Genomic DNA, 8,222 nt, shown 5'->3' on the forward strand with positions numbered 1-8,222 from the left:
ACCTTTGGGGCTTCCCCGAATACCCCCGTCGCACCCTCAGGCAACTGGTCACGCCACTGCTTGATCTGGTTCGGATGAACGTCGAACTCCTGCGCCAACTCGATAAGGGTCTTCTCGCCCTTGATCGCAGCTACCGCCACTCAATCGTCGGGAAAACCAATCGCAGGGCATTTGATCCCCGGATCAAATGCTTGTCCTGCTCAGACCCGGACTGTTTTCTGATCCTCCTCATACCTTGAAGGCCGGGCTGTGGTTCCGGCGCGGTCGTCTTGCCATGGTCTTCTCCTCACTCGCAGCATCATGCTGCTCAATCGCCGGGAAATTGATCCACTGGATCAATTTCTGGCCCGGCTCATACGCGGAAAATCCACTTATCCCGGCTGTTCAGATTTCCGCAGCCACCTCATTTTCTCATAGTGAGAAGTGCAAGTGCAGTGCTGCCCGCAATAGGACCGGAAGTCATTCCAGCGCCGGAATTCTCGGCATCGGCACGCAGCAGGTAGCGGCGGATCAACTTGTCGACCTTCTCCGGATTGCCGAACTGCGAAGGAGAGCGATCGCCCAAAAGGGCTTCAGACTTTTCAGCAAGGATGGCGACCTGACGGTCAAGGTTTAGTGCGCCAAAGGCCACCGGCAGGTTAAATGCCTTGCGGAACAACTCACGCAGTGCGGGTTGTCCGATGATGGAAAACCACTTCGTATTTTCGCTTGTGGTCTTCTTCTCCGCAATCTTGGACAGCTCCCGCTGAGCGTTCAGTGCGACGCGCAGTGGCTCATTCACCTGACTGAGCGTTACCTCCAAAGACCGCTCTTTCCAGGCAGAGAGAAGTCTCTCAGGAAAATCAGACAGAACTGTGGAGGGAACACTGAAATCGCCATAACCGAAGGTTGCTGCAAGCTCACGGTAGCGCGGATCCGACAGCCGCAGCGCGAGCGCACCCTCTTTCAGGGTGCCACCCTCCAGAACTTTCCGGATAAAGTAGCGGCTGTTGATGTCGTCGCTCAGACCAAAGGCACCCAATGCCACGTCCAGGAGTCGGCGGTCAGCGACCAGCGCTTCTGCAGTGGTGGCCTTCGCGATATTCTCACGAAAATAATCCTCTTTCCGCAGCTGCGCCGCTGAATTGTCAAAGGCTTTCTGGTGCACGGCGCCCTGGCGCTGCCATGCGAGCCACCCCATATAAGCGCCGGCTGGGAGTGCGGGAACATAACTCATTCGCGTGCCGCCGCCAGCAGGCGACGCTCCCTGGGGAGCAGGGCACGCAAAGCCTTAAGGGCCTGATAGGGCGCCTCATCCAGCACGGCCTGGGTTGCGGCTGAGAGCAGCAGGCGGCTGTCAGCATCAGTCAGAATGTGACTTATCTCATCAATTCCACGCAGCAGTTGCAGTCGGGCGCCCTCTTCGTTCAGGTCCCCCGAAAGCAGAAGCTGAGCCATGTAGCACAGGCGAGTCACCGGTGTGGTGACCTCATCAGGATGGAGTGCATCACGCATCCGAAGCACGTTCGCGCCTGCTGTCAGAATTGAGAAGCGGATCCGGCGCTCAGAGTTCTGAATAACTGCGCCATTTATCAGCACCCTCTCATGGGGGCCGAGTTTCAGGACAAGGCCGCTCATCCACATCCCCCCGGCTCTCCACGCAAGCCACGCATCACGGCGGTGTTGACGTCTATCAGCACATCAACACCGCCGTCGCCCGCCAGGACCCTGCGACTGTGGTGTTGCGTAAATTCATAGAGATAGAAAAGATTTGCACGAAGAGGCGCTGGAAGACCGTTACCCTGTTCTGCCACGTCGGCAGCGAGGGTTACCCAGAGGGCATTGTTGTCCTGTACCGCGCGCGCCAGGCGGCCGAAGTCGCTGCGTCGGTGCTCCCACCCGAGACGGAGGCACTGACTGGCGCGGGCCAGGAGATCATACTCAAGTGAGCGCGGGCTGCGCGAAGGGGCGAGCGGCTGGCTATAGGCCGTTCGCGCAAGGTGGTGCATCGTCATCACGGGATCTCCGGATCTAACAGGATGGGAGTGTCAGGGCGCGGCACTCATCCGCGCCCTGACCTGCTGTCAGCGGAAGAGCGCGAGGATGTTTTGCGGCGCCTGGTTTGCGATAGAAAGCGCCTGGATCGAGAGCTGCTGCTGCACCTGCAGGGCCTGCAGGCGGGCGGAGGCTTCCTCCATATCTGCGTCAACCATGCTGCCGATCCCGGCCTTCAGGGAGTCGGTCAGTTTGCTGACAAAAGAGGCTTGAATGTTGATCCTGCCCTGGGCCGAGCCGAATTTGGCAGCAGCCGCAATCGAAGTTTGCAGCATCGACTCAACGCCCATAAGCGCTGATTTGGCACCGCCCTTGGTGGAGACATCAAATTTGTCGAGGGCAGCAAGCCCGCCACCAATGATGTTTGTCGCAGCCGTCGCGCCACTGAACGCCGAGACCGTGATCGTGTGGTCCGCATCAGACACCTTAGAGGCGACCGTCAGAGTGTTACTGCTGGCAGAGACGCTCAGGACATCGGTATCAAGGCCCGAAGCAGACATGAACCCTGCAAGCGCGCCCGCGAGGCCACGCATCACATCTGCCTGGCTATCGCCGTCACGTGCGACATAGGCAATTTTGTTCTGATCGGCGAGTGCGGTGCCTGTCGTGTAGTTGGCGGCGGTATACTTTGCCCCGGTCGCTGGTGCCGTAGCCGCCAGAGAGATCGAGAATCCCATCCCGGCCGTGATGACCGTGGCCGGCGCCATGGTGATCGTGACGCTTTGTGTCGCGTTCAACACGGCTGCTGAGCCCACGGCTGTCGAAATCGCGGCCCCCAGAACGGCCTGCGAAGTCGTCAGATCCTGGCGCCCGACAGTAATATTCGCCGCTGTAACCGCCGATGAACTGCGATCAAGAGAAGAGAGGACATCGACAGTCCCCACACCGACTTTGTTCGTCTTGTTGCTGAGCATGTTCAGGCCGTTGAACTGCGCAGCATCGGTCACGGATTTAATCTGCGCGGCCATGGCTTTGATGTCGGTCTGGATCTTCCCCCGATCGACGTTATCCTCCTGGGCAGCAACGATCTTCTGCTTCATATCGGTCAGAAGATTGGTGACCGTCTCCGCGGCATTACTTGCCACGCCAATCGTGGTGGAGCCGAGTGCAAGCGAGGCCGAAATGGCCGTGAAGCCTTTCACATCCGCTTCCATCACTTTGGAAATCGCCCAGACCGCAGAGTTGTCGCGGGCGGTGGCCACGCTTTTCCCCGTCGAAATCTCATCCTGGGTTTTGTTGAGGTTGGCGTTGATCCCTTTGAGGGTCTGAAGCGCAACCATGGCGCTGGTATTGGTCAGAATGGAGGACATCATGTCATTCCTTCACTGTCCGGGTCTTTGCCCGGAGAAAAACCACCTTTGGTGGCAGACAGCGCCTTCTGCGGCCTGCATCCTTCGGGATGCGCCAGCCCACCCGGGCCGCAGGACCAGATCTAAAGCCTCAGAGCTAACAAGCTGCTAACGGCGGCAATCAGGCGCTGGCTTTCTTCCGGCAAATTTTCGGCGAATGGTTCCAGCCCATCGATCACCGCCAATTTCATTGTCTGGAAGGGCCATTAGGGCTAGATCTCGGGTCTGACTGCTGATCGGGACCTGAAATTTAGTGACTGCCGCCGCACGCACAGAACTGCCCGTCGCACAGGAGGGGCTGATTGCCTGCCCCACCTGCGATGCGCTGAACCGCGCGGGCGCGGTCCAGCCGGGTGCCCGCGGGCTGTGCCACCGCTGCGGCACGGTGCTTTCAGCGCCGCGCAAAAGCGCCATGACGCAGATCGTTATGCTTTCGGCGACAGCACTTGTGCTGATGATGATGGCGATTTTCCTGCCGTTTCTGGAGGTGAGTGCTGCGGGGATGACGCGGCAGGGCTCTGTTCTGGATGCGGCACTCAGTTTTGCGCATGGCGTCACACTGCCGCTGACCCTGGCGGTGACCGCTTTTATCATTATTCTGCCCGCGCTCAGGCTGTCGCTGCTGATCTATGTGATGGCGCCGATGGCCTTTGGCTGGTACCCGGCGCGGCATGCCATCCGCGCGTTCCGGCTGTCTGAAGAGCTTCGCCCCTGGGCCATGGCAGAGGTCTTTATGATCGGTGTCGCCGTGGCGCTGGTGAAGATCGCGGGGCTTGCCAGTCTGCATATCGGGCTGGCTTTCTGGGCGCTGGTCGCGCTCGTTCTTGTCAATGTTATCAGCGACAGTTTTATGTGCAGGTTAACGGTATGGCGGACGCTCGAACAACGCAGCCGGTCTTAACCGCGCGCGAGGCAGGCTGGTGTGGCTGCCGGGAATGCGGGCGGCTGAACCTGCCCGATGCGGCGGTCTGCACGCTCTGCGGCATGCGGCTGCAGAAGGATCCGAACCTGCAGGCCGTCTGGGCCTGGCTGGCCGCCGGCGTCGTGGCCTATATTCCTGCAAACCTTTATCCGATGCTGCGCACCTCAACCCTCGGGCGGCAGCAGGACAGCACCATTGTCGCCGGGGCGATTGAGCTGGCGGAGATGGGCTCCTGGGGGGTTGCGGCTATTGTGCTGATCGCCTCGGTGCTGATCCCGGTGTCGAAATTTCTGGTGATCGCCTATCTGGCGGTGACCGTGCAGCGCGGCTGGCCGGTGCGGGGGCATCTGCGCTACCGGCTGTATGAGGTTGTGGAATTCGTCGGCCGCTGGTCGATGATCGACGTTTTTGTGGTCGCCATTCTGTCTGCGCTGGTGCGCTTTAATATGGCGGCTACCATTGCGCCGGGCGTGGCGGCTTTCAGCTTTGCGCTTTCGGTGATTTTTACCATGCTGGCCGCGCAGAATTTTGATCCGCGCCTGCTGTGGATGACACGGGGACCCAAGACCGCATGAGCCATATTCCACCAATGCAGACCACGCCGCCAAAGCCCTCGTTCTGGCGCAATCTCTCGCCGGTCTGGCTGGTGCCGATCCTTGCGGTGGTGATCTCGCTGGGCATCGCCTGGCGCAGCTATAACGACCGTGGGACGCTGATCGAGATCATCTTCCAGAACGCGGGCGGTGTGGTGGCGCGGGAAACGGCCGTGCGGCTGCGCGATGTGCCGATCGGCGTGGTGGAGGAGGTGCGGTTTTCCGGCGATCTTTCGCATGTGGTGGTGGCCGCGCGGATCGCCAAAGGGGTGGCCGCCAATATCCCCGAGAACGCGCAGTTCTGGATCGTCCGTCCTGAGGTGAGTGCCCGGGGGATTTCCGGCCTCTCGACCGTGTTGTCGGGGGTCTATGTGGAGACGGCCTTCACTCCCGCGACCGGGTCGGATGTGCGCAGCTTTAACGGTCTTGAGGCCGCGCCTCTGCTGATGCCCGGTCGGGAGGGGCGCCGCATCACCCTGCGCGCCGCCGATGGCAACCGCCTGACACCCGGAGCCCCGGTTCTTTATCGCGGCATTCAGGTCGGCCACATTGAGGCCCCGCGCCTGATTGACGGGGCAGAAGGCGTCTGGGTCGATGCCTTCGTGGAGGCGCCCTATGACATGCGGCTGACCACAGCCGCGCGGTTCTGGGACACTTCGGGCTTTTCGGTCTCATTTGGCACCTCCGGGCTGCGGCTCGGGGTGGGGAACCTCGCCTCTATCCTGACCGGGGGGATCGCTTTTGACAGCGTTTCCAGTTCGGGCGAGCCGCTGGGAGAAGGCGCGGTCTTTGAGCTTTACACCGACGAGGGCACCGCGCGCTCAAGCGTTCTGACCGGTGTGGATGCCAATGCGCTGCGCCTGACCGTTGAGTTTGACCAGTCGGTTCAGGGCCTGACCAGCGGCTCAGATGTGCGCTACCGCGGCCTTGTCGTGGGCCAGGTCAGCGGCGTCAGCGCGCGGGTGGTCGAGGATGAAGGCCAGGTGAAAGTGCGGATGCAGGCTGCCATCGCGCTGAACCCCGAAGCTATGGGGCTGGAACCGGGCTCAGGCCCCGAGGCGCTGAAAGATTTCCTCGCCACTCAGGTCCGCAGTGGCCTGCGGGCGCGTCTGGCCCCTGCCCGTCTGATCGGCTCTGCGCTGGTGATCGAGCTGGTGGATCTGCCCGAGACACCCCCGGCCGAGCTGCGTGAGATCCCCGATGGGCTGCCGATCCTGCCCACGGTCTACGCCAATCTGCCCGATTTCAGCGCCACGGCCCAGGGGCTTCTGGAACGTGTGAACCGTCTGCCGATTGAAGGCGTGATGGAGCAGGCGATTTCGCTGATGTCCGCCGCCGAACAACTGGTCAGCCAGGAGAGCACCCGCGCCATTCCCGAGACCGCCCGCGCGCTGCTGGAAGAGGGCCGCAAGCTCCTGAGCAATGAGAAAATTCAACAGCTTCCGGGTGAAGCCGTCTCGGTGCTGACCGATATCCGCGCCATCCTGACCTCCTTCACCGAGCAGGAGGGCACTGAGCGGCTGATCGCAGCGCTGCAATCCGTTGAAGATGCCGCCACCGGTCTGACCGAAGTCACCGCAGAAGTGCCGCCGGTGCTGACCGATCTGCGCGGCGTGCTGGAAAAAGTGCGCCAGCTGAAGGCCGAAGAGCTGGTCGAAGCCGCCACCAGTCTTGTGAAAGGCGCCGATCAGTTCGTCCGCTCAGAGGACACTCAGGCCCTGTCGCCCGCGCTCAGCGGCGCGCTGCAAGAGGTTGAGGCCGTTCTGTCGGAACTGCGGGCGGGGGGAACCGTTGAGAATGTGAACGGCACCCTCAGCTCGGCGCGCGATGCGGCCGATGCGGTGGCGCTGGCGGCAAAGGATCTGCCCGCCCTTGCCGGGCGGCTCGACCGTCTGGTGGGGCAGGCAGAGGCTCTGGTCAGCGCCTATGGTGCGCGCTCGCCGGTCAATGATGAACTGCTCTCCGCGCTGCGGGAAGCCCGCGCCACGGCGCGGGTCTTCTCGCAGCTTGCCCGCGCCATTGAGCGCAATCCCAACTCTTTGCTCTTCGGGCGGTAATGATATGAAACAGGTTTCCCCGGTTCTTCTTCTCTGCGCCCTGGCACTCGCCGCCTGCGGTGGCAGCAATCCGGCCCGCTTCCTGCCGGAGGTGGCCGGATCCGTGCCACAGCAGCGCCTGCGCATCGCCACGATCGAGCTGCGCGACATCGTGCTGCCCGCCTATGGCAGCGCAGCCGACATCCTCTCCGAGGGGCCGGACGGTGCGCTGAAGGCGTTGAAGGGCGCGGAATGGGCTGACAATTCGGCCGAGGCTCTGACCGCCGATCTCGCGCGCCGCCTGGATCTGGGCGGCACAGCCTCTGTCGCGGCAGAGCCCTGGCCGCTGAGCGAGCCCGCCGATATCCGCCTCGAAGTGCGCATTGACCGCATTCTCGCCGCGCGCGACGGCACTTTCCGGATCAGCGGCCAGTTTGCCGTCGCCTCGCCCGACCTGCGGATGCGTGAATTCCTTGAGCGTTTTGCGATCAGCGTCCCGCTGACAGACCCCACACCCGCCGGCATTGCCGCAGCCTATGGCCGCGCCCTCGACGACCTGAGCAGCCGCATTCTGCTCAGGCTCGCGCGGTGACCGGACAGCGCGGGAACCAGGCCCAAGCCCGACTGCTCCGCTCCCCGGGCAGCACATCGACCATAGCGGCTGCCGGCCGATCTGGCCCCTTGCCACACTCGGCTTAGCCTTTTGTTGTATGTCGGGGGTATCGAGAGAGGTGGCTCGGTTTAGCTGATCAGGTTCCGGGCTTTTTCTAAGTGGTTTTCCGCCTCGGCTCGGTGTTTGATCCCACGGTTTGAGGCTGTGATCCTTTCGAAGGAATGGAAGGAAGCCTTGGAGAACAAATTCGTCACGGCAGCGCCACGATAGAGCCATGGCACGCCATTGGTCCGAGTGACCAAGGCGAGGGCAGGCCGTACGAGCTGTTATACTGAGGGCTTGCCCGCCATCGGCTCAACGGCAGGCCCGAATGAGCGCAGGACGAAAAACGGCCTGCCATTGGTCCAAAGGCAGGCTTGAGGGCTCGCGGAGCTGAGCCGGGAATTCAGGATCAATCCGAAGACGGTTGCGAAGTGGCATAATCGATCCTCGGTGGAGGGTCAAAAGACGGGGCCTAAGTAGCCCCGTTCGACGGTGCTATCAGAGGGCAAAGAAGTCATCGTCATAGCCTTCCGGCGCCATACTTTTCGGCCGCTGGACGACTGCCTCTCTGCCCTGCAGCCGAGCCTACCTGTATTGGCCCCCGTTTCACCGGACACTCAGGCGGTTGCGGTT

At 62.0% G+C, this 8,222-nt stretch carries 8 protein-coding genes and 2 pseudogenes; 5 read left to right on the top strand and 5 right to left on the bottom strand.

Going from position 1 to position 8,222, the window contains the following annotated elements; translation table 11 throughout:
* The 5 genes and pseudogenes from EG244_RS21615 to EG244_RS19620 form a co-directional block, all read right to left on the bottom strand.
* Nucleotides 1-140: pseudogene (locus EG244_RS21615) on the bottom strand (IS3 family transposase); the annotation flags it as partial.
* A 263-nt stretch (nucleotides 141-403) separates the two neighbouring features.
* Complete coding sequence (locus EG244_RS19605; protein ID WP_124966844.1) at nucleotides 404-1,216, bottom strand: DUF1217 domain-containing protein; 813 nt, start codon at nucleotides 1,214-1,216, stop codon at nucleotides 404-406.
* On the bottom strand, nucleotides 1,213-1,617 hold the full coding sequence (gene flbT / locus EG244_RS19610) for a flagellar biosynthesis repressor FlbT (protein WP_124966851.1): 405 nt from the start codon (nucleotides 1,615-1,617) through the stop codon (nucleotides 1,213-1,215). The genes EG244_RS19605 and flbT overlap by 4 nt, the downstream gene beginning before the upstream one ends.
* On the bottom strand, nucleotides 1,614-1,994 hold the full coding sequence (gene flaF / locus EG244_RS19615; RefSeq protein WP_124966845.1) for a flagellar biosynthesis regulator FlaF: 381 nt from the start codon (nucleotides 1,992-1,994) through the stop codon (nucleotides 1,614-1,616). Before flaF ends, flbT begins: the two co-directional genes overlap by 4 nt.
* Before the next feature lie 69 nt (nucleotides 1,995-2,063).
* Nucleotides 2,064-3,344, bottom strand: a complete 1,281-nt coding sequence (locus EG244_RS19620; RefSeq protein WP_124966846.1) for a flagellin — start codon at nucleotides 3,342-3,344, stop codon at nucleotides 2,064-2,066.
* Between the two features lie 292 nt (nucleotides 3,345-3,636).
* Between EG244_RS19620 and EG244_RS19625 the strand changes: the two genes are divergently transcribed.
* The 5 genes and pseudogenes from EG244_RS19625 to EG244_RS21670 form a co-directional block, all read left to right on the top strand.
* Nucleotides 3,637-4,284 (top strand): paraquat-inducible protein A, encoded by a 648-nt coding sequence (locus tag EG244_RS19625; RefSeq protein ID WP_124966847.1) that lies wholly within the window; start codon nucleotides 3,637-3,639, stop codon nucleotides 4,282-4,284.
* The gene (locus EG244_RS19630; RefSeq protein ID WP_124966848.1) at nucleotides 4,251-4,880 is read left to right on the top strand and encodes a paraquat-inducible protein A; all 630 of its coding nucleotides are present in this window, start codon (nucleotides 4,251-4,253) and stop codon (nucleotides 4,878-4,880) included. The genes EG244_RS19625 and EG244_RS19630 overlap by 34 nt, the downstream gene beginning before the upstream one ends.
* Nucleotides 4,877-6,955: an MlaD family protein gene (locus EG244_RS19635; protein ID WP_124966849.1), complete on the top strand. Its 2,079-nt coding sequence runs from the start codon at nucleotides 4,877-4,879 to the stop codon at nucleotides 6,953-6,955. Before EG244_RS19630 ends, EG244_RS19635 begins: the two co-directional genes overlap by 4 nt.
* Nucleotides 6,956-6,959: 4 nt before the next feature.
* Entirely contained in the window at nucleotides 6,960-7,526 is a 567-nt protein-coding gene (locus EG244_RS19640; RefSeq protein WP_158617379.1) for a PqiC family protein, read from the top strand.
* Between the two features lie 444 nt (nucleotides 7,527-7,970).
* Nucleotides 7,971-8,222: pseudogene (locus EG244_RS21670) on the top strand (hypothetical protein); the annotation flags it as partial.

Origin of the sequence: Falsigemmobacter faecalis (assembly GCF_003863335.1) — a bacterium.
Lineage (GTDB): Bacteria > Pseudomonadota > Alphaproteobacteria > Rhodobacterales > Rhodobacteraceae > Wagnerdoeblera > Wagnerdoeblera faecalis.

Bases quoted from the DNA above. Each gene is read 5' to 3' on its own strand.
- EG244_RS19635 (WP_124966849.1), top strand. From the start codon at position 4,877: ATGAGCCATATTCCACCAATGCAGACCACGCCGCCAAAGCCCTCGTTC.
- EG244_RS19620 (WP_124966846.1), bottom strand. From the start codon at position 3,344: ATGTCCTCCATTCTGACCAATACCAGCGCCATGGTTGCGCTTCAGACC.
- EG244_RS19605 (WP_124966844.1), bottom strand. From the start codon at position 1,216: ATGAGTTATGTTCCCGCACTCCCAGCCGGCGCTTATATGGGGTGGCTC.
- EG244_RS19630 (WP_124966848.1), top strand. From the start codon at position 4,251: ATGGCGGACGCTCGAACAACGCAGCCGGTCTTAACCGCGCGCGAGGCA.
- flbT (WP_124966851.1), bottom strand. From the start codon at position 1,617: ATGAGCGGCCTTGTCCTGAAACTCGGCCCCCATGAGAGGGTGCTGATA.
- EG244_RS19640 (WP_158617379.1), top strand. From the start codon at position 6,960: ATGAAACAGGTTTCCCCGGTTCTTCTTCTCTGCGCCCTGGCACTCGCC.
- flaF (WP_124966845.1), bottom strand. From the start codon at position 1,994: ATGACGATGCACCACCTTGCGCGAACGGCCTATAGCCAGCCGCTCGCC.